General features: G+C 60.1%; 17 protein-coding genes. 11 read left to right on the top strand and 6 right to left on the bottom strand.

The genetic code is table 11. The annotated features are described in order from the left end of the window. Positions 1–269: 269 nt before the first annotated feature. Positions 270–1058 (bottom strand): 3'(2'),5'-bisphosphate nucleotidase CysQ, encoded by a 789-nt coding sequence (cysQ, locus tag ASB65_RS21000; RefSeq protein ID WP_060725252.1) that lies wholly within the window; start codon positions 1056–1058, stop codon positions 270–272. A 335-nt stretch (positions 1059–1393) separates the two neighbouring features. On the opposite strand from cysQ, the gene ASB65_RS20995 reads away from it, so the two are divergent. The 7 genes from ASB65_RS20995 to ASB65_RS20965 all read left to right on the top strand — a co-directional run bounded on the left by ASB65_RS20995 (position 1394) and on the right by ASB65_RS20965 (position 7916). Further along, positions 1394–2296 carry a branched-chain amino acid ABC transporter permease gene (locus ASB65_RS20995; protein ID WP_004430050.1) on the top strand — a complete coding sequence of 301 codons (903 nt, stop codon included), beginning with the start codon at positions 1394–1396 and terminating at the stop codon, positions 2294–2296. Positions 2297–2300: 4 nt separating this feature from the next. Next, on the top strand, positions 2301–3698 hold the full coding sequence (gene livM / locus ASB65_RS20990; RefSeq protein ID WP_004430051.1) for a high-affinity branched-chain amino acid ABC transporter permease LivM: 1398 nt from the start codon (positions 2301–2303) through the stop codon (positions 3696–3698). Then, positions 3698–4576, top strand: coding sequence for an ABC transporter ATP-binding protein (locus tag ASB65_RS20985; protein WP_060725251.1), 879 nt, complete (start codon positions 3698–3700; stop codon positions 4574–4576). The genes livM and ASB65_RS20985 overlap by 1 nt, the downstream gene beginning before the upstream one ends. Continuing rightward, positions 4576–5304: an ABC transporter ATP-binding protein gene (locus ASB65_RS20980; protein WP_004430059.1), complete on the top strand. Its 729-nt coding sequence runs from the start codon at positions 4576–4578 to the stop codon at positions 5302–5304. The genes ASB65_RS20985 and ASB65_RS20980 overlap by 1 nt, the downstream gene beginning before the upstream one ends. Positions 5305–5485: 181 nt before the next feature. After that, on the top strand, positions 5486–5839 hold the full coding sequence (locus ASB65_RS20975) for a DUF6867 family protein (protein ID WP_004430061.1): 354 nt from the start codon (positions 5486–5488) through the stop codon (positions 5837–5839). Positions 5840–5958: 119 nt separating this feature from the next. Further along, positions 5959–7077 carry a branched-chain amino acid ABC transporter substrate-binding protein gene (locus tag ASB65_RS20970; protein ID WP_004430064.1) on the top strand — a complete coding sequence of 373 codons (1119 nt, stop codon included), beginning with the start codon at positions 5959–5961 and terminating at the stop codon, positions 7075–7077. Between the two features lie 131 nt (positions 7078–7208). Continuing rightward, positions 7209–7916 (top strand): polysaccharide deacetylase family protein, encoded by a 708-nt coding sequence (locus tag ASB65_RS20965; RefSeq protein WP_060725250.1) that lies wholly within the window; start codon positions 7209–7211, stop codon positions 7914–7916. A gap of 24 nt (positions 7917–7940) precedes the next feature. Here ASB65_RS20965 and ASB65_RS20960 read toward each other — a convergent pair whose 3' ends face one another. The 5 genes from ASB65_RS20960 to ASB65_RS20940 all read right to left on the bottom strand — a co-directional run bounded on the left by ASB65_RS20960 (position 7941) and on the right by ASB65_RS20940 (position 15135). Next, on the bottom strand, positions 7941–8465 hold the full coding sequence (locus ASB65_RS20960; RefSeq protein ID WP_060725249.1) for an AAA family ATPase: 525 nt from the start codon (positions 8463–8465) through the stop codon (positions 7941–7943). 283 nt (positions 8466–8748) lie between these two features. After that, the gene (locus ASB65_RS20955) at positions 8749–9678 is read right to left on the bottom strand and encodes a response regulator (RefSeq protein WP_003510174.1); all 930 of its coding nucleotides are present in this window, start codon (positions 9676–9678) and stop codon (positions 8749–8751) included. Further along, positions 9675–13070: an ATP-binding protein gene (locus ASB65_RS20950; RefSeq protein ID WP_060725248.1), complete on the bottom strand. Its 3396-nt coding sequence runs from the start codon at positions 13068–13070 to the stop codon at positions 9675–9677. The genes ASB65_RS20955 and ASB65_RS20950 overlap by 4 nt, the downstream gene beginning before the upstream one ends. Before the next feature lie 43 nt (positions 13071–13113). Then, the gene (locus ASB65_RS20945) at positions 13114–13884 is read right to left on the bottom strand and encodes an SDR family oxidoreductase (RefSeq protein WP_060725247.1); all 771 of its coding nucleotides are present in this window, start codon (positions 13882–13884) and stop codon (positions 13114–13116) included. 216 nt (positions 13885–14100) lie between these two features. Further along, positions 14101–15135: a glutamine synthetase beta-grasp domain-containing protein gene (locus tag ASB65_RS20940; RefSeq protein ID WP_060725246.1), complete on the bottom strand. Its 1035-nt coding sequence runs from the start codon at positions 15133–15135 to the stop codon at positions 14101–14103. 481 nt (positions 15136–15616) lie between these two features. Here ASB65_RS20940 and ASB65_RS20935 point away from each other — a divergent pair, with 481 nt between their 5' ends. From ASB65_RS20935 to urtC, 4 genes are all read left to right on the top strand, one after another. Next, positions 15617–15823 (top strand): DUF2735 domain-containing protein, encoded by a 207-nt coding sequence (locus ASB65_RS20935; RefSeq protein WP_003510163.1) that lies wholly within the window; start codon positions 15617–15619, stop codon positions 15821–15823. A gap of 360 nt (positions 15824–16183) precedes the next feature. Further along, positions 16184–17473, top strand: coding sequence for an urea ABC transporter substrate-binding protein (gene urtA, locus ASB65_RS20930; RefSeq protein ID WP_003510158.1), 1290 nt, complete (start codon positions 16184–16186; stop codon positions 17471–17473). A gap of 282 nt (positions 17474–17755) precedes the next feature. Next, the gene (urtB, locus tag ASB65_RS20925) at positions 17756–19369 is read left to right on the top strand and encodes an urea ABC transporter permease subunit UrtB (protein WP_060725245.1); all 1614 of its coding nucleotides are present in this window, start codon (positions 17756–17758) and stop codon (positions 19367–19369) included. Beyond that, positions 19366–20538, top strand: a complete 1173-nt coding sequence (gene urtC, locus ASB65_RS20920) for an urea ABC transporter permease subunit UrtC (protein WP_060725244.1) — start codon at positions 19366–19368, stop codon at positions 20536–20538. Before urtB ends, urtC begins: the two co-directional genes overlap by 4 nt. Positions 20539–20540 lie beyond the last annotated feature (2 nt).

Genomic DNA, 20540 nt, shown 5'->3' with positions numbered 1-20540 from the left:
GAGTGGGGATGGATTATTTTTTGTTGGGCCTTGGTGGGCGCGGCTTACCCCCTCTGCCCTGCCGGGCATCTCCCCCTCAACAGGGGAGATAGACTCGCGGGCAGGCTTCGCCCATCTCAGCATTTGCGAATGAAGTGGTGGTAGTGCCTCCGGCTGATCTCCCCCCTTGAAGGGGAGATGCCCGGCAGGGCAGAGGGGGGTGAAGCCTCATACGCCGAAGCGGAGATCGATCCGCGCTTTGCAAGAGCCGAGGAAACGCCGAGCGCCTGTTACCCCGCGTGTTCCACCGCCATCGCCCCCTCGGCAATGAAGTCCGGATTGGCCAGCGCATCCTCGCCATCGCTCCTCACCGCATAGACAAGGGGCCTGCCCTCGCAATCGAGCGTCCTGCCGCCTGCGGCGCGCAGCACGGCGTCGCCGGCGGCCGTGTCCCACATCATGGTACGGCTGAAGCGGGGGTAGATATCGGCAGCGCCTTCCGCCAGCATGCAGAATTTCAGCGAGGAGCCGACGGAAATGCAGTCTTTCAGCCCGTGTTCGGCCACGAAGGCTTCCGTCTTCGCCGTGCAATGCGAGCGGCTGATCAGCGCCACGGGCGAAGCGCCGCGCTGACGCGCCCGGATGGGGTGGCGCGAAAGGATTGCGCCTTCGCCTGATATTGCGAGCTTTTCGGCGGCGTTTTCTTCACCCGTCCACGCCTGTCCACGGCAGGGGGCGTAAACGACGCCGGCCACCGGAATGCCATTGCGGATGAGCGCGATATTGACGGTGAAATCGTCCTTGCCGGCAATGAATTCCTTGGTGCCGTCAAGCGGATCGACGAGAAAGAATTCCGCACCGGTTTCCGGCAGGATGCCGTTTGAGACAGCCTCTTCGGCCACCACGGGGATGTCAGGAAAATGGAGGGCCAGCGCCGCAAGGATGATCACCTCGGCACGCTGGTCGGCCTCGGTCACGGGCGAACAGTCGTCCTTGTATGACACATGTGGGCCGGCGCGATGGACCGCCATGATGGCCTGCCCGGCGTCCAGCGCCGCTTTCGTCAATATGTCGATCATCTCTTTGCCAATTGTATCCCGTCTGCGGGATATCGCCGTTCCGATATTCGCTACTCCTTTGCCCGCTGCCCGTCAAATAATGGCATTGGACAATGCTAAAATAAGCATCCAACCGTCATTTTTTCAGCACTTCCTGCCAAAATCATGGCTCTTTTGACCGGGAAAGCGGCAGTCCATGTGGAAATTCCAAATTTTGTGCAGGATCGCCCGTTTTTGACTTCACATTTTTAACGAACACGATATGCATTTTGAGGGTGGGGGTCTGCCTGAAAGGCTTCCCCTATAATTAACATAACGAGGCGTGACCCATTCGAGGTCGTGCCCGGGGGAAAGACATGGAGTATTTTATCCAGCAGCTCATCAACGGGCTGACTCTTGGATCGATCTACGGCCTCATCGCTATCGGCTATACGATGGTTTACGGCATCATCGGCATGATCAACTTCGCCCATGGCGATATTTTCATGCTTGGCGGCTTCGCCGCGCTGATCGTTTTCCTGATCGTGACATCTTTTGTCGCCGGCATTCCGGTGGCGCTTCTTCTGCTTCTGATGATGGTCGTCGCCATGCTGATGACCGGCCTGTGGAACTGGGTGATCGAGCGCGTCGCCTACCGCCCGCTCAGAGGTTCGTTCCGTCTTGCACCGCTGATCACTGCCATCGGCATGTCGATCGCGCTGTCCAACTTCATCCAGGTCACCCAGGGTCCGCGCAACAAGCCGATCCCGTCCATGGTGACGGAAAGCTATCATTTCGGCGCCATTACCGTCTCGCTGAAGCAGCTGATCATCATGGTCGTCACCTCGGTGCTGCTCTTCGCCTTCTGGTATATCGTCAACAAGACCCCGCTCGGCCGGGCGCAGCGCGCCACCGAACAGGACCGCAAGATGGCCGCACTGCTCGGCGTTGATGTCGACAAGACCATCTCCATCACCTTCATCATGGGTGCGGCGCTGGCTGCGGTCGCGGGCACCATGTATCTGATGTATTATGGCGTTGCCTCTTTCAGCGACGGCTTCATTCCCGGCGTCAAGGCGTTTACCGCGGCCGTTCTCGGCGGCATCGGCTCGCTTCCGGGCGCCGTTCTCGGCGGCCTGCTGATCGGTCTCATCGAATCGCTGTGGTCGGCCTATTTCTCCATCGCCTACAAGGATGTCGCGGCATTCGGCATTCTGGCTTTCGTGCTGATCTTCAAGCCGACCGGTATTCTCGGTCGTCCGGAAGTCGAGAAGGTGTGATCCCATGACCAATATCGCTTCCGAAAACGCCGCTTCCAGCCCGAGCCTGATGGCGACGGCCGTGAAGGAGGGCCTGATTGCGGGCCTCATCTCGTTCGGCATGTTCATTCTTTATGTCGGCATCGTCACCTATCAGGATATCAACAACCAGCTGATCTGGGGCACCCGCTGGGGGCTTCTGGCGATCTTCGTCGGCATTGCCGCTGTCGGCCGCTTTCTCGTGGTCGGCTTCATCAAGCCGTCGCTGGACCGCCGCCGGCTTGCCAAGGCGAAAAGTGGCATTCTGGAAATCTCCGAGGAAAAAGGATTTTTCCACAAGCACTTCCTGAAGCTGGCGCTCGTCCTGCTGCTGCTTTATCCTGTTATCGCCGTGCAATTGTTCGGCTTTCAGGGCTCGCTGAAATTCGTCGACAATTTCGGCATCCAGATCCTGATCTATGTGATGCTGGCCTGGGGCCTGAACATCGTCGTCGGCCTCGCCGGCCTGCTCGATCTCGGTTATGTGGCCTTTTACGCGGTCGGTGCCTATTCCTATGCGCTGCTGTCAAGCCATTTCGGCCTGTCCTTCTGGGTGCTCCTGCCGGTCGCGGGCATTCTCGCCGGCTTCTGGGGCATCATTCTCGGTTTCCCGGTTCTGCGCCTTCGCGGCGACTATCTGGCGATCGTCACGCTGGCCTTCGGTGAGATCATCCGCCTCGTGCTTTTGAACTGGACGGCCGTCACCAAGGGCACCTTCGGCATTTCCGGCATCGCCAAGGCTTCGGTCTTCGGCATCTGGTCCTTCGATGTCGCTGCGCCGAACAATTTCGCCAAGGCCTTCGGCCTGTCGATGTCGTCGGCCTATTACAAGATCTTCCTGTTCTACGTGATCCTGCTTCTGTGCATGCTGACGGCTTACGTCACCATCAAGCTGCGCCGCATGCCGATCGGCCGTGCATGGGAAGCGCTGCGCGAGGACGAAATCGCCTGCCGTTCGCTCGGCATCGACACCGTCATCACCAAGCTCACCGCCTTTGCCACGGGCGCGATGTTCGGCGGTTTCGCCGGTTCGTTCTTCGCCGCGCGGCAGGGTTTCGTTTCGCCGGAAAGCTTCGTGTTCCTGGAATCGGCCGTCATCCTCGCCATCGTCGTACTTGGCGGCATGGGCTCGCTGACAGGTATCGCCATTGCGGCGCTCGTCATGGTCGGCGGCACCGAGCTTCTGCGTGAGATGGAGTTCCTGAAGCATGTCTTCGGGCCTGACTTCACACCGGAACTTTACCGCATGCTGCTCTTCGGTCTCGCCATGGTCATCGTCATGCTGTTCAAGCCGCGCGGTTTCGTCGGCTCGCGTGAACCCACGGCCTTCCTTAAAGAACGCAAGGCCGTCTCCGGCAGCTTTACCAAGGAAGGTCACGGTTGATGGCTTCCGGAACGACAAACATGACACCCAATCTAACTGGCGACACGATCCTCAAGGTCGAACATCTCTCGATGCGGTTTGGCGGCCTGATGGCCATCAACGACTTCTCCTTCGAGGCGAAGCGCGGCGAGATCACGGCGCTGATCGGCCCCAACGGTGCGGGCAAGACCACGGTCTTCAACTGCATCACCGGCTTCTACAAGCCGACGATGGGCATGATCACCATGCGCCAGCAGAGTGGCGAGGCGCATCTTCTCGAGCGCCTGCCGGATTTCGAGATCACCAAGAAGGCCAAGGTGGCGCGCACCTTCCAGAACATCCGCCTGTTTTCGGGTCTGACGGTTCTGGAAAACCTGCTGGTGGCGCAGCACAATGCGCTGATGAAGGCCTCGGGTTACACCATTCTCGGCCTTCTCGGCCTGCCCGCTTACCGGCGGGCGGTGGATGATTCGATCGAAAAGGCCAAATACTGGCTGGACAAGGCCGATCTGACCGACCGCGCCGACGATCCGGCCGGCGATCTGCCCTATGGCGCGCAGCGCCGTCTGGAAATCGCCCGCGCCATGTGCACGGGGCCGGAGCTTCTGTGCCTCGATGAGCCGGCCGCCGGTCTCAATCCGAAGGAATCGCTGGCGCTCAATGCGCTGCTGCGCGGCATCCGCGATGAAGGCACGTCGCTGCTTCTGATCGAGCACGACATGTCCGTGGTCATGCAGATTTCCGACCATGTCGTGGTTCTGGAATATGGCCAGAAGATTTCCGACGGTTCGCCGGACCATGTGAAGAACGACCCGAAGGTCATCGCCGCCTATCTGGGTGTCGAGGATGATGAAGTGGAAGACGTGATTGCGGAAGAACTCGACGGAGGAGCGGCCTGATGCCCGGTGAATCGCTTCTCAAAGTCCAGGGTGTCGAAACCTATTATGGCAATATCCGGGCTCTGGCCGGTGTCGATGTCGAGGTCAACAAGGGTGAGATCGTCAGCCTGATCGGCGCCAATGGCGCCGGCAAGTCGACGCTGATGATGACCATCTGCGGCAGCCCGCAGGCGCGCGCCGGTCAGGTGATCTTCGACGGTGAGGACATTACCCATCTGCCGACGCATCTCATCGCCCGCAAGCGCATCGCCCAGTCTCCCGAAGGCCGCCGGATTTTCCCGCGCATGACAGTGCTGGAAAACCTGCAGATGGGCGCCAATCTCGATAATCTCAAGCATTTCAAAGAGGACGTCGAGAAGATCTTCACGATGTTCCCGCGTCTGAAAGAGCGCCAGAGCCAGCGCGGCGGCACGCTTTCCGGCGGCGAGCAGCAGATGCTCTCCATCGGCCGCGCGCTGATGGCGCGTCCGAAGCTGCTGCTGCTTGATGAACCGTCACTCGGTCTTGCACCGCTGATCGTCAAGGGCATTTTCGAGGCGATCAAGAAACTCAACCAGGAAGAGGGGCTGACCGTCTTCCTCGTGGAGCAGAACGCCTTTGCCGCGCTGAAGCTTTCCGACCGCGCTTATGTGATGGTCAACGGCAAGGTGACGATGAGTGGTTCGGGCAGGGAACTGCTCGCCGATCCGCAGGTGCGCGCCGCCTATCTCGAAGGCGGACGGCACTGAAAGATTTTACTTGCGCCGGAAATCTTGCGGCGCAAGACTGCAAACGGCGGCCTGCCGTCCTTTCGGCCAAACCTTAAGGATCCCTGGCGGGGCGTAAACAATAAAATGCCCGGCGGGAAACGACGGGACGACAGACAAGGCAGGGCCAGGGCGTTTCCGCCCGGCACTGATGGGGAAAGAGATGCAGGGCCTTTTTTTCGAAACCGATAACGGCGTGCGTTATGTTCTGCGCGCACTGGTTGTTCTCTTGGGTTTCTGGACGGCGTGGCGCACGGGCAGATCGGTGGCCGATGGCTGGGGCGGTTATACGCGGGTGGTGATCTATACGCTCGCACTGGGGCTCGTCATGCGGTTTCTGCATTACGCGCTCTTCAACGGGCCGTTCATCAACGGCTTCTATTACGTGTTTGACGTCGTTCTTCTTCTGGTCTTTTCCAGCATCGGTTTCCGCATGCGCAGGACGAGCCAGATGGTCAATAATTACTATTGGCTCTACGACCGGACGTCGGCATTTTCCTACAAGAAGAAAGATTGACAGGCGGATTTTTCCGGCTGCACAATGCTCGTCAGAGTGGAACGGTTTTCTGTTCAGTGAAGGTGGGTACTGAACAGGTCCTTGCAATCAACCCATCCAAAGGAACTGGGAGTAAAGTAATGAAGAAGTCTCTTCTTTCCGCTGTTGCGCTGACCGCCATGGTCGCGTTTGGCGGTTCGGCCTGGGCCGATGTCGTGATCGCTGTCGGCGCACCGCTGACCGGCCCGAATGCTGCTTTTGGCGCTCAGATCCAGAAGGGTGCCGAACAGGCTGCGAAAGACATCAATGCCGCCGGCGGCATCAATGGCGAGCAGATCAAGATCGTGCTGGGCGACGACGTATCCGACCCCAAGCAGGGTATTTCGGTTGCCAACAAATTCGTTGCTGACGGCGTGAAATTCGTTGTCGGTCACTTCAACTCCGGCGTTTCCATTCCGGCCTCTGAAGTTTACGCCGAAAACGGCATTCTCGAAATCACGCCTGCCGCAACCAACCCTGTTTTCACCGAACGCGGCCTGTGGAACACTTTCCGCACCTGCGGCCGTGACGACCAGCAGGGCGGCATCGCCGGCAAGTACCTGGCCGATCATTTCAAGGACGCCAAGGTCGCCATCATTCACGACAAGACACCTTATGGTCAGGGCCTTGCCGATGAAACCAAGAAGGCTGCCAATGCCGCCGGCGTGACTGAGGTCATGTATGAAGGCGTGAACGTCGGCGACAAGGACTTCTCCGCGCTGATCTCCAAGATGAAGGAAGCCGGCGTTTCCATCATCTACTGGGGCGGCCTGCACACCGAAGCCGGTCTCATCATCCGCCAGGCGGCTGACCAGGGCCTGAAGGCGAAGCTCGTTTCGGGAGACGGTATCGTCTCGAACGAACTTGCTTCCATCGCCGGCGACGCCGTTGAAGGCACGCTCAACACCTTCGGCCCCGATCCGACGCTGCGCCCGGAAAACAAGGAGCTGGTAGAGAAGTTCAAGGCCGCCGGCTTCAACCCGGAAGCCTACACGCTCTACTCCTACGCCGCGATGCAGGCGATTGCCGGTGCGGCGAAGGCTGCCGGTTCCGTGGAGCCGGAAAAGGTTGCCGAGGCCCTGAAGTCCGGCACCTTCCCGACCGCGCTTGGCGACATCTCCTTCGACGAGAAGGGCGACCCGAAGCTTCCCGGCTACGTCATGTACGAATGGAAGAAGGGTCCGGACGGCAAGTTCACCTACATCCAGCAGGGCAGCTAAGCTCTTCTGTGACTTCCTATCGAAGCCCGGCAGCGATGCCGGGCTTTTTCTTTTTGTGGTCCGGCTTGCCATACTGGAGACAACAAGGCGGGAAACAAAGCCTCTCGGGAAAACTGCAATGAGGGGTAGCAATGACGATAAAGCGAACCGTGTCTCTATTCCTTGTTCTTGCTGCGCTGGCGGCGGTGCTGATAGGCGTGCATTTCTTCAGCAAATCCCGAACGACTCAATTATTCGGTGGCATCATCGCAAGGGTCGAAACGGAAAGGCCGGTGGTGGCGCTGACCTTCGACGATGGGCCGTCGGTGCGTTTTACGCCTGATGTCCTGACGATCCTGAGGGAGCGCGGGGTAAAAGCGACTTTCTTTTTGACCGGTAAGGAGACCGAAGAAAACCTGCCGCAGGCGCGCATGATCGTGAGCGAGGGGCATCAGCTCGGCAACCATAGCTATACGCATTCCAACATGATGTTCATGGGGCCGGCGCGGATCAGGGAGGAGATCGAGCGCACCGATGCGGCTATTCGCGCTGCGGGCTACGAAGGCGAGATCATGTTCCGGCCGCCCTATGGCAAGAAGCTGCTCACCTTGCCCTGGTATCTTTCACGGCATGACCGGGCGACCATCATGTGGGATGTCGAACCGGAATCGTTTCCCGATGTCGCCGAAGATGCGTCCGCCCTCGCCAGTCACGTCATCGAGCAAACGAGAAACGGCTCGATCATCATCATGCATGTCATGTATCGAAGCCGCGAGGTGTCCCGGCAGGCGCTGCCCCTGATCATAGATGGCCTTCGTCAACGCGGGTTCGAGTTTGTTACCGTCGCGCAATTGCTCTGATATCGCTGCCGAACCTGTGGCTGTTCAGCCGATCCGCGCCAGAATAAAGTCCGCACGTTCCTCGATGCCTGATTTTGGCAGCACGACGCTATCGTAGCCAAGCGCTTCGTAGTCCCGGACGAGACGATCATACTCCTCGACCGCGGCGTCGAAATCATGCCGGCGTTCATCGTCGCCCTGATAGATTTCAGGCCAGGGCGGGGTGAGGAAAACCAGAGGGTTATAGCGGTGCGTGTTTTTCAGCGTATCGATGAAGCCATCGCCGCCGACATGGCGTAGCGCAGAAGCGGCGTCGATCAGGCCGCGATCGAAAAAGACGAGGCCATCCGCTGGCGCCTTTTGCCGGTCTTCCAGGGCCATGGTGATCGCCCGGCGGGCGAAGGCCTCGATGTCGATCCAGGGCAGGGCGGTGCCGTTATTGCGGGGTTCTTCGATGACGATGCGCCGACCGGGCTCCTCGACGGTTACGAAACCGCGCCGGGCAAGTTCTGCGAGGAGGGTGGATTTTCCGCCGCCGGAGCAGCCGGAAAGGATGATGAAACGGTTCATGGGCGTTTCTCCTGTGTTGGGGATCAGGTGGATCGGGTGGTGATTTTTCGGCAGGCAGGGGTGAGGCAGGTTTCTTCTCCCCGTCGGGGGGAAGGTGGCCCGAAGGGTCGGATGAGGGGGCAAGCTCTCCGAATATCTCGACCCTCGCCCCCTCATCCCGCTGCCGCGACCTTCTCCCCGGCGGGGAGAAGAAACAAGTGGCGACCGCTCGGCCGGAAGCGGATACTCTGCATTCAAGCAGAAAATATATGTTTGCTGAACCTTACCGCACTAATTGTGCTCGTCAGCCCTGATGCAAAATATGCGCCGCCTTGACGGCCGCCGAAGCGCGGTTTTCGACGCCGAGCTTCACATAGATCTGTTCCAGATGTTTGTTCACGGTTCTGGCGGAAAGGCCGAGAATATCGCCGATATCGCGGTTGGATTTGCCTTTGGCAATCCACAGCAGAACTTCCGATTCCCGCGTTGTCAGGGCAAAGTGGTCCTTCAGCAGGTGGTCGTCGGATTTCTCATTGGCGGCTGTCAGACGGAAGAGATATTCGTCCGGTCCCATTGCGCCGAGGAAGGATAGCTGCAAAGCGGGCCGCCCGGCCTCGGTGATCGTCAGCGGTGCATCGCGGGCGGAATCCACTGTTGTCCTGTCGGCCAGCCAGCCGGAAATATGGGCAACGACAATCTCCAGCCCATCATCACGGCCGGTGGCGGCGTTGACCAGCCGGGTTGCCTGCGGTGTGGACCAGTGGATCGCGCCGTTGGCGCGCACGGCAAGCAGGTGGCGGCCGGCGGCATCGAGCGCCACGCGGGCGCTCTGGGCCGAGCGGGCATTGGAGAGGTGCACGCGGATGCGGGCGCGCAGCTCATCGATGTTGATCGGCTTGGTCAGATAATCGACACCGCCGGATTCGAGCGCTCGCACCACATGTTCGGTCTCCGTCAGCCCGGTCATGAAGATGACAGGCACCTGCGCCACGGCGGCATTGGCCTTCAGGCGACGGCAGGTTTCGAAACCGTCCATCGAAGGCATGACGGCATCGAGCAGGATGATATCGGGCGTGATGCGCTCGGCAATGTTGAGGGCGGCCTGACCCGAGGTGGCGATCAGCGCCGAAAAGCCTGATTGTTCCAGTGCATCGGTCAAGAAACCAAGCGCCTCCGGGCTGTCATCCACCAGCAATACGATGTCTCTCGGTAGTGCTGCGCCTGGCCCGCTCATGCCTTACCGTCTCCCCTGTCGCTATCTGAAAACCGTTTGAGAAAATGGGCGTAACCGGCCAGATCGAAAGCCTGTACATAGGTCCCCAGCTCTTGCGTGAAAGGCAGGTTGTCGGTGTTGCGGGCAAGATCGGCGAGTTTCGCTTCTATGCCGCGTATGTAACCTATTTCGCCGAGCCGCTGCAAATCTTGAATGTGAATTGCGCCGGGATGAACGATCTGCGCCGGCGGCTGTGGCGCGGGCGGTGGGGGCAAGTCCGTATCGTAAATCCATTTGAGGCCGAGATGCACGGCGAGCCTGTCGCACAGGTGGCGGATATCGACCGGTTTGGCGATGGCGTCGTTGTGGTTATCTTCGCCCGCACCCGCAACGGTTCCGTCACCGATATTGGCCGAGAGCATGATGAGCGGGGCGATCTGGCCGGCTTCGCGCAGTTTCGTCACCAGCTGCCAGCCGGTCATGCCGGGCATGGAAATATCGATGAGGAAAAGATCGGGCTTCACGCCTTCGATCAGCGTCAGGCATTCCGGTCCGCTCTGGGCGGTCAGCACCACGAAATCGAGTGGCGAGAGCACCTGCCGCATCAGCTCGCGGTGATCCTCATTGTCATCAACCACCACGATGGTGCGGCGTGGGCCGGAATAGGAGCGGATGGTCTTTTCCGGCGCAGGCGCCGTGCTTGGCCGGTGCACGGCAGACAGCATGAGGCGGACGCGGAAGGTGGAACCCTGATCCTTTTCGCTGGAGACCGAAATCTCGCCGCCGAGCGTGTTGGTCAGAAGCCTTGTGATTGTCAGCCCGAGGCCGAGGCCCGGCATGGGGCGCACGCTTTCGGCCTCGCCGCGCTGGAAAGGCTCGTAGATGCGGGCGAGATCTTTTTCGGCGATGCCGCGCCCGGTATCCGACACCGTGAAGCTTGCGACCTGGCTGCGATAGGCGACATCGAAGGTGACGCTGCCCTCGTCGGTGAATTTGATGGCGTTGGAGAGCAGGTTGACGAGAATCTGGCGCAGACGCTTTTCATCCGTGCGCACATATTGCGGCAGGGAATGGGCGCGTTCATGCCGGAATTCCAGACCCTTGGCCTGCGCCTGCGGGCGGAACATATCGACGATCTGGTCGAGGAAATCCTGAATGTTGATCTCGTTGGAATAGACCTGCAACCGGCCCGCCTCGATCTTGGAAATATCCAGAAGCCCGTCGATCAGGCCCGACAGATGGTCGGCGGAACGGCGGATGACCTTGATGGCCGATTGCCGGGGAGGAGGGATAGTTTCGTCGCGTTCGAGGATCTGCGCGTAACCTAAAACGGCATTAAGCGGTGTGCGCAATTCGTGGCTGAGGCCCACAACGTAGCGGCTCTTGGCGCGGTTGGCGGCTTCCGCCGTTTCCTTGGCGTCCTGAAGGGCGGCGTCGGTCTTCTTGTGGGCTGCGATTTCCTTCAACAGCAGCGTGTTCTGGCGTGAGGATTCCTCTTCCGCGACCACCCGGCTGTCATGGGCAAGAACCAGAAACCAGCAGACGATGCCGGCAATGACGGCAAAGACGAAAAACACGATGAGGATGGTGCGGTTGACCACGTCAGCCGTTGCCGGCGAGGCGGTGCCGACCTGATGGGCGATGAGCGCCAATATGCCGCCAAGGGGGGGGACGGCGATGGCCGCCGCCATGCCATAACGTCCGAGCCGTGTGGCGAGTTTTGCAACCAGTTGGTGGGGCAGGAAAGATTTTGCGACCGTCGCGACCTGATAGTTGAGCTTGGCCTTCGGCTTGCACATGTCATGGCAGCGGCTGTCCAGCGAGCAGCAGAGCGAACAGATCGGCGCCGCATAGGCCGGACACCATGCCATGTCTTCCGGCTCGAACGGGTGTTCGCAGATGGAGCAGGTGATGGCGCTCAGCTCGCGCCATTTCTGGCGCGGCTTGCGAGCCAGATAGAATTTGCCCTTCGTGCCCCAGGCGATCAGCGGCGAGGCGATGAAGGCGACGATGAGGGTGAGATAGGGCGCAAGCGAGGCAGCGAGTGCGCCGAAGGTGCCGAAATGCGCCATCAGCGCAATGGTGGCCGAAAGCGCCATGGAGCCGACGCCGACGGGATTGATATCGTAGAGATGGGCGCGCTTGAACTCGATGCCCGGTGGGGCAAGGCCGAGCGGCTTGTTGATGAACAGATCGGCCGAGATGGTGCAGAGCCAGGCCATGGCAACGATGGAAAAAATGCCGAGCGTTTCTTCCAGCAGGCGATAGATGCCGAGTTCCATCAACAGCAGCGCGATCACCACGTTGAAGACCAGCCAGACCACGCGGCCGGGATGGCTGTGGGTGAGGCGGGAGAAGAAGTTGGACCAGGCGAGCGAGCCCGCATAGGCGTTCATGACGTTGATCTTCAGCTGCGAGACGACCACGAAGGCGACCATCAGCAGCATGGCCGCCGTATGGTTGGGGATCATGTAGCCGAAGGCGGTCAGGTACATCTGGGCCGGATCGGCGGCGCGGTCCACCGAGACGCCGGAACTGAAGGTCAAGACCACGAGGAAGGAACCGGCCAGCAGCTTTGGCACGCCCACGACGACCCAGCCAGCACCCGCCAGAAAGACCGCGATGCGATGGCGCAGACGGCTCTGGCCCTCGGCGGGCAGGAAGCGCAGGAAATCCACCTGTTCGCCGATCTGCGACATCAGCGCGAGGATGACGGCAGACGCCGCGCCGAATTCCACCAGATTGAAATGGGCCACGGTGCCCGGCGGACCGGAGGCGTGATGAATGCCGGAAAAGGCTCGCCACAGATCGTATTTTTCCCAGTCCATCAAAGCGATGAAGATGAAGGGCAATACGTTCAGCACGATCCAGAAGGGCTGGGTGATGATCTGGAAACGGCTGATGAGGCGCACGCCATGGGTGACGAGCGGAATGACCATGACGGCGGAGATGATGTAGCCGATCCACAGGGGAATGCCGAGCGCCAGCTCCAGCGCGCCGGACATGATCGACGCCTCTATGGCGAAGAGCATGAAGGTGAAGGCGGCGTAGATCAGCGAGGTGATGGTGGAGCCGATGTAACCGAAGCTCGCGCCGCGTGTCAGGAGGTCGATATCGACGCCGTGGCGGATGGCGTAACGGCTGATCGGCAGGCCGACGGCAAGCATGGCAATGGCCGCGACGATGATGGCGTAAAAGGCGTTGGTGGTGCCGTATGACAGCGTGATCGCGCCGCCGATGGCTTCCAGTGCCAGAAAGGAAATAGCGCCGATGGCGGTGTGGGAGATGCGGTTGGACGAAAATTGCCGGGCGCTTTTAGCGGTGAAGCGCAGCGCATAATCTTCCAGCGTCTGGTTGGCGACCCAGCGGTTATATTCGCGCCTGACGGGGATGATGCGTTGCCGTGCGGCCATGCCTAGGATCCAGCCCCTTCCCGCAAAAGGTGTTTTGCCGTTCTCACAGCCGCACCGACATGCCGCCATCCACCGTCAGCACATGGCCGTTGACGAAGGAGGAGGCGTCGCTGGCCAGAAACAGGGCTGCACCGGCGATTTCATCCGGCCTGCCCCAGCGTTCCAGCGGCACGCGCAGTTTGGCAAAGGCGACCATGTCAGGGTTTTCGGCAAGGGCCGCATTGGTTTCCGTGGCGAACATGCCGGGTGCAATGGCGTTGCTGGTGATGCCGCGCGCACCATATTCGACAGCGATTGCGCGCATCAGCCCGGTCAGGCCCTGCTTGGCGACGGGGTAGATCGCATCACCCGGCCGGACGATGTGGCCGAGAATGGAGGTGATGGTGATGATGCGGCCGTAACCATTGGCATTCATGGCTTGCGCAGCATCCCGCGACAGCGAGACGGAGGAGGTGAGGTCGGTGCGGATAAGCTCCAGCACATCGTCGTCGCTGAATTCGGCAAGCGGGCGACGGTCGCGCGCGCCGACATTGTTGACGAGAATATCGAGATGGCCGAATTCATCCATGATGCGGCGAACAAGGGCGCTTCCGGCGGCCGTATCAGCGATGTCGAAGGCCGCATAATCGGCTTTTCCGCCGGCGTTACGAAGGGTGTCTGCCGCCTCTTCCAGCGTCTGCGCATTACGGCCGGTCAGCCACACATGGGCACCAGCTTCGGCGAAAGCCTTGGCGATTTCGAAACCGAGGCCGCGGCCACTGCCGGTGATGACGGCGATGCGGTTTTCGAGAGAGAATTTGCGGAGAATGCCCATCGCTCACTTTCTTGCTTTAGAGCATCGGACGAAAGCTGTGTCGCGGTTTTCGGAAAATCCGATGCAGTTGCTCGAAGCCACGCAACATTTCTGAATTTGCGCATAAGAAAGTCTATGTCGCGCACGGCGATGGCGAAAGGTCACCTGTCCGGTCCGGCCGTTTGGTGGACACAAAAATGGCGTCGCCCGGTTCGGGCGACGCCATGTCTTGGCTTATCAGGCAGCAGCCGACTTTGCGAGCGGCACTTCTGCGATCGTCTTCAGAACGACGGAAGCGATCTGGTAGGGGCAGCCCTGCGAGTTCGGACGACGGTCTTCGAGGTAACCACGGTAACCGTTGTTGACGAAGGAATGCGGAACGCGGATCGACGCGCCACGGTCGGCAACGCCGTAGGAGAACTTGTTCCACGGAGCGGTTTCGTGCTTGCCGGTCAGGCGCAGATGGTTGTCCGGACCGTAAACGTCGATGTGCTCTTTCCAGTTCTTGGCAAAGGCAGCCATGAGGGCTTCGAAATATTCCTTGCCGCCAACTTCACGCAGGAACTTGGTGGAGAAGTTGCAATGCATGCCCGAACCGTTCCAGTCGGTGTCGCCGAGCGGCTTGCAATGGAACTCGACGTCGATGCCGTACTGTTCGCAAAGGCGTACCAGCAGGTAACGGGCGATCCAGATCTGGTCGGCGGCGCGCTTGGAGCCCTTGCCGAATACCTGGAATTCCCACTGGCCCTTGGCCACTTCGGCGTTGATGCCTTCGTGGTTGATGCCTGCTTCGAGGCAGAGGTCGAGGTGCTCTTCAACGATTTCGCGGGCAACCGAACCAACGTTCTTGAAGCCGACGCCGGTGTAATACGGACCCTGCGGAGCCGGGTAGCCCTGCTCGGGGAAGCCGAGCGGACGGCCGTCCTGGTAGAAGAAGTATTCCTGTTCGAAACCGAACCATGCGTCCTCGTCGTCGAGGATGGTCGCGCGGCTGTTCGATGCATGCGGGGTGACGCCATCAGGCATCATGACTTCGCACATGACGAGTACGCCGTTGGTGCGGGCCGGATCGGGATAGATCGCAACGGGCTTCAGCACGCAATCCGACGAGTGGCCTTCGGCCTGCTGGGTGGACGAGCCATCAAAACCCCAAAGCGGCAGCTGCTCGAGCGTCGGGAATTCGTCGAATTCCTTGACCTGTGTCTTGCCGCGCAGGTTGGGGACCGGCTTGTATCCGTCCAGCCAGATGTACTCGAGTTTGAACTTAGTCATTACGAACCTCTCATAGGTAACAATGCGAAGCCTTGAGGCCTCCCGTGGCTTTGACCACCGGAAGCGCATTCGCGTTCAAGGGCTGACGGGTTAGATGCATGCCGCGTGCCAGATTGGCGATATCGGGCGAATTCTTCGAAAAATCTTTCAGGGGCCCTGTCATGCAGGGGCTGCGGTATCACCTCGGTCCGCTTCTGCTGCACTGCGGCAGGCAAATTCACCCCTCATGTTTCATCATTGAATCCTGATAGATAGCCGACGTCTGGCGGGGAAATGCCCTGCTGCGGTGCAATGATTTCAATTGCGCGCGAGGGATCGGCATTTGCCCCAAAAACCGGCGCTTTCGGAATGGTTTTTCTTGTATATGAGACGATTAATGCCTATATTTTTCGCAACGTGATTTTTTTTTAATCAAACGGAGCGAATCCGGCGCTTGCGGGTTTGCTCCATACAAAAAGTGCTTCGATGCAAACAAAGTGAGATGATCGAAATGGCAACTGGCATTCATCGCGAGACGGCAACGATCTATCAATTCCCGGTCGGCGGGCGCGCGGGTCTTTCGAAGTTCCGCAGCAGCGGCCTGAACGACCTCGAGCGCCAGGCGCAGGAACCGCATATCGACTTCGGTTCCTGGTATCACGATGATGCGATCCGCGACGAAGAGCGGAACGACAAGCCGCATTCCTGATCTGGCTTCTTGTGAAGTTTTACCGATTGTGGTGGGCCTAGCCACGTTTGCGTCTTCAACTCTTCAGGCCCACTCTGCGTCAACCTCGGGCTTGACCCGTGGATTCACGATGGGAGCGCCTATGGATCCTCGCCTCAAGGGCGAGGATGACGTCGAATAGGCGGGACGGTCGAACATAAATGCCGGCGGATCTTTAGGCCGAGCTTTCTCCCAAATCTCCTTCCCTGCATCTTTCGCCACCCCGCCTACGTCAATTGACGTATACGGTTTCGCGTCCGCGAGATCGATAGTCCCTCCCAGCAGCGGCCGCAGATGCCGCTGAGCCTCGACGAGAGGCCAACAAGGAGAGGGGTTCTTCCGATGATGTTCCGCAAGACGCTTAGTGCCGCGCTGCTTGGCGCGATCCTGTCCACCACCGCCTTCCACGGCGCGTTTGCAGCTGATGACACGATCAAGGTCGGCGTGCTGCATTCGCTTTCCGGCACCATGGCGATTTCAGAGACGACGCTGAAAGACGCCATGCTGATGCTCATCGACGAGCAGAACAAGAAGGGCGGCGTTCTCGGCAAGAAACTCGAAGCCGTGGTGGTCGATCCGGCCTCCGACTGGCCGCTTTTCGCCGAAAAGGCCCGCCAGCTGATTTCGCAGGACAAGGTCGCCGCCGTCTTCGGCTGCTGGACGTCTTCCTCGCGCAAATCCGTGCTGCCGGTTTTCGAAGAGCTGAATTCGATCCTGTTCTACCCGGTTCAGTACGAGGGTGAGGAATCCTCGCGCAACATCTTCTATACGGGTGCGGCACCGAACCAGCAGGCCATTCCGGCCGTCGATTATCTCGCCAGCACCGAAGGTGTGGAGCGCTGGGTTCTGGCCGGCACGGACTATGTCTACCCGCAGACCACCAACAAGATCCTGAAGGCCTACCTGATGTCGAAGGGCGTCAAGGAAGAGGACATCATGATCAACTACACGCCATTCGGTCATTCCGACTGGCAGACGATCGTGTCCGACATCAAGAAGTTCGGCTCGGCCGGCAAGAAGACCGCCGTGGTCTCCACCATCAACGGCGACGCCAACGTGCCGTTCTACAAAGAACTGGCGAACCAGGGTATCAAGGCGGAAGACATTCCGGTCGTCGCCTTCTCTGTTGGCGAAGAAGAGCTTGCCGGTCTCGATACCGCACCGCTCGTCGGCCACCTTGCCGCCTGGAACTACTTCCAGTCTGTCGATGCTCCGGTCAATGCCGAGTTCATCAAGACCTGGCACGCGTTTACGAAAAACGACAAGCGCGTGACCAACGACCCGATGGAAGCGGCCTATATCGGTTTCAACGCCTGGGTAAAGGCCGTCGAATCCGCCGGCACGACCGATACGGACAAGGTTCTGGACTCGATCATCGGCGTTTCGGTGCCGAACCTTTCGGGCGGTTACTCCACCGTCATGCCGAACCACCACATCACCAAGCCGGTGCTGATCGGCGAAATCCAGGCCGATGGGCAGTTTGAGATCGTGCAGCAGACGCCGCAGGTGGTGGGTGATGAATGGTCGGATTACCTGCCGGACTCGAAGGATCTGATCTCGGACTGGAGGAAGCCGATGTCTTGCGGCAACTTCAATGTGGCCAGTGGCAAGTGCGGCGGCAAGGGTAGCTGATAGCGACGGTTGGTTGCCGCCCCCTTGTCGGGGGCGGTGACTTTGCACTCCTATCGCCCGAACTGAACAAGCATGCCCCCCTCTGCCCTGCCGGGCATCTCCCCCACAGGTGGGGAGATCGACTCGCGGCAAGGCGCCCCGCCTTCCTCATCGGTTGAGATAGAGCGATGCAGGCGCCCCTTGCCGATCTCCCCACCTGTGGGGGAGATGCCCGGCAGGGCAGAGGGGGGTGGCGGCACCCACAGACGGCGCTTTTATCGGAAACGCTCCAAGGAACCCGACATGACGATCCGATCTTTTCTCGGAGCCATCTTTCTCTGGCTCACCCTCGGGATCGCGGCGCAATCCTTCGCGCAAAGCGATCCGAAGGCGCTGATCGACCAACTCGGCACGGCGGACTTCAAACAGGCCGAAACGCTGATCGGGCAGATCGCCGCCACCGGCGATGCGCGGGTCGTGCCGGCGCTCGAGGCTTTCGCGGCGGGTGATCTTTACGTGCGCAAGACCGATAATCTGGTGTTCATGACGAAACCAGCAGGGTCGAGCTTCACGTTGATCGATCCGCTGAGCGGCGAAAGCGCCGGTGAGGCCCCCAAGGCCGCCGTCTCTAAGATCAAGATCAACAACAATCTTCGCCGCGTCATCCGTGCCGCTCTCGGCGGTCTGACCCTGCTAAGCCCGGAAAAATCCGTGCGGCTTTCGGCGGCCGATGCCGTCTTGAAAGCGCCGAGCGCCGAAAATCTCGAATTGCTGGAAGCGGCCATCGCCAAGGAGGCCGATAATGAGGTGCGGACCCGGATGGAGGAGGCGCGGGCCGTCTCGCTGCTCTCCTCCGACCGCCCCCTCGAGGTAAAGAAAGAAGCGATCGCCACCATCAAGAACCTTGGTGGCCGCGATGCCATCAGCATCCTCATGGCGGCGTCCTCGTCGGTGGATCAGAGCCTGAAGCCGGATATCGACAACGCCATTGCGAGCATCGAAAGCGCGCTCGCCTTCTGGGATTACGCACAGAATGTATGGTACGGCCTGTCGCTCGGCTCCGTACTGCTGCTCGCGGCCATCGGCCTTGCCATCACCTTCGGCGTGATGGGCATCATCAACATGGCCCATGGCGAGATGGTGATGATCGGCGCCTATTCCACCTTCATGGTGCAGGAGGTGATCCGCAGCCATTTCCCCGGCCTGTTCGACTGGTCGCTCGCCATCGCACTGCCAGCTGCTTTTCTGGTGACGGCCTTCGTCGGGCTCATCATGGAGCGTGGCGTCATCCGCTTCCTTTACGGGCGGCCGCTGGAAACGCTGCTGGCCACCTGGGGCATTTCACTCATCCTGCAACAGGGCGTGCGCTCCATCTTCGGCCCGACCAACCGGGAAGTTGGCAGCCCCGGCTGGATGTCCGGCTCCTTCAGCGTCGGTTATCTCAATTTCACCTGGAACCGGGTCTGGATTGTCTGTTTCTCGCTCTCGGTCTTCTTCGCGCTGCTGGTGCTTTTGAAGCGCTCCTCCTTCGGGTTGCAGATGCGCGCCGTGACCCAGAACCGCCGCATGGCCTCTTCCATGGGCATCCGCACACCCTGGGTGGATGCCTTCACCTTTGCGCTCGGTTCCGGCGTCGCCGGTCTTGCGGGTGTGGCGCTGTCGCAGATCGACAATGTCTCTCCCAATCTCGGCCAGAGCTACATCATCGACAGTTTCATGGTGGTGGTGTTCGGCGGCGTCGGCAATCTCTGGGGAACGCTGGTGGGGGCGCTGTCGCTTGGCGTGCTCAACAAGTTCCTTGAGCCGACGGTCGGCGCCGTTCTCGGCAAGATCCTCGTGCTCGTCCTCATCATCCTGTTCATCCAGAAGCGGCCGCGTGGTCTCTTCGCACTCAAGGGAAGGGCGATCGAAGCATGATTACCGGCTTCCTCCTGCGCGCGCTCGATCGCCGCATTTCCATCGCCATCGGCCTCATTCTGGCCATCGCCGTGCTGGTGCCCGCCTCCAACCTGCTTTTACCAGCCGACAGCGCGTTCCGCATCCCGACCTACATCATGTCGATGCTGGGCAAATATCTCTCCTATGCGCTGCTTGCGCTGGCGCTTGATCTTGTCTGGGGTTATTGCGGCATTCTCTCGCTCGGCCATGCCGCCTTCTTCGCGCTCGGCGGTTATGCCATGGGCATGTATCTGATGCGGCAGATCGGCACGCGCGGGGTCTATGGCCATCCCGTGCTGCCTGACTTCATGGTCTTCCTCAACTGGAAGGAACTGCCGTGGTTCTGGCACGGCTTCGACATGTTCTGGTTTGCGGCGTTGATGGTGCTGGTGGTGCCGGGCCTGCTCGCCTTCGTGTTCGGCTGGTTCGCCTTCCGCTCGCGCGTCAATGGTGTTTATCTCTCGATCATCACCCAGGCCATGACCTATGCCCTGTTGCTCGCCTTCTTCCGCAACGACATGGGTTTTGGCGGCAATAATGGGTTGACCGATTTCAAGGACATCCTCGGCTTTTCCGTGCAGGCGGATGGCACCCGTGCCGTGCTGTTTGCCATGACGGCGGTGATGTTGGCGCTTTCGCTGCTGGTCGCATCGGGCATCGTCAATTCCAAATTCGGCAAGGTGCTGGTGGGCGTGCGCGATGCCGAAAGCCGGGTGCGCTTCCTTGGGTTTAGGGTGGAGAACATCAAGCTCTTCACCTTCGTCGTGTCAGCCATGATGGCGGGCATTGCCGGGGCGCTGTTCGTGCCGCAGGTGGGCATCATCAACCCCGGCGAATTCTCCCCCGCCAACTCCATCGAAGTGGTGGTGTGGACGGCGGTGGGCGGGCGCGGCACGCTGATCGGGCCGATCATCGGCGCTGTTCTGGTCAATGGCGGCAAGAGCTATTTCACTGGCGCTTTTCCCGAATTCTGGCTGTTTGCGCTGGGCGGTCTCTTTATCGCGGTAACGCTCTTCTTCCCGAAGGGCATTGTCGGCACCGTGCAGCATTATCTCGTCGGACGCCGCGAAAAGCGGGTCGCGCGGGCGGCAGGCGCTGCCCAGCAGCCCGGCAACGACAGCGCGGTTGCGCAACAGGCGGCGGAGTAAGC

The organism is Agrobacterium tumefaciens str. B6, assembly GCF_001541315.1.
Lineage (GTDB): Bacteria > Pseudomonadota > Alphaproteobacteria > Rhizobiales > Rhizobiaceae > Agrobacterium > Agrobacterium radiobacter.
Note: the sequence above shows the minus strand (reverse complement) of the source record. Positions and strands in the feature narration are given on the sequence as shown.